The 605-nt window shown below is 68.3% G+C and carries 1 protein-coding gene and 1 pseudogene; both read left to right on the forward strand.

Annotated elements, in window-relative coordinates; genetic code table 11:
• Nucleotides 1-345, forward strand: a 345-nt coding sequence (locus FK530_RS24885) for a proton-conducting transporter transmembrane domain-containing protein (protein WP_269434193.1), incomplete at its 5' end; no start/stop codon positions are given.
• Nucleotides 342-605: pseudogene (locus FK530_RS24890) on the forward strand (polyprenyl synthetase family protein); the annotation flags it as partial. The gene FK530_RS24885 and the pseudogene FK530_RS24890, both read left to right, overlap by 4 nt.

Raw genomic sequence — 605 nt, forward strand, 5'->3', positions numbered from 1 at the left:
CCGATGGCAGCGGGGGCCATGCTGGTCTTCCTGCTGTCCTTCGCAGGCATCCCGCTGACCGCCGGATTCATCGGCAAGTTCGTGGTGTTCGCCGACGGTTTCGCCGGCGGACTGGGCTGGTTGGTGGTCGTGGCGCTGGTGTGCTCGGCGATCACGGCGTTCTACTACTTCCGTCTCGTGAAGCTCATGTTCTTCACCGAGGCGTCGGAGCGGACCGTCGTCGTGCGCTCCGAGGGGTTCACTGCGGTTGCGGTGGGGGTGTGTGCTCTGGGTACGATCGTGCTGGGTGTCTTCCCGAACCCGGTCCTGTCCCTCCTCAATCAGGTGGTCGTTCTCCTCCCGTGACATCCACTCCCCCCGACCTCCACGCTCCCGAGCTCGAGGCGCGCATCGCCCCGGCCCTCGAAGCCGTCGAGTCCTCCCTCCGGGACGCCGTGCGCGGTTCGCGCGACCTCGTCGACGAACTGACCTCACACCTGGCGCGCGCGGGGGGGAAACGCATCCGTCCGCTGCTCACGCTGGTCTGCGCGCAGCTGGGGGACCCGGAGTCGGCGGTGTCGGACAATGTCATCGCCGCGGCCGCCGCCATGGAGCTCACGCACCTG

This window comes from Tsukamurella conjunctivitidis, assembly GCF_007858475.1.
Taxonomy (GTDB): Bacteria; Actinomycetota; Actinomycetes; order Mycobacteriales; family Mycobacteriaceae; genus Tsukamurella; species Tsukamurella conjunctivitidis.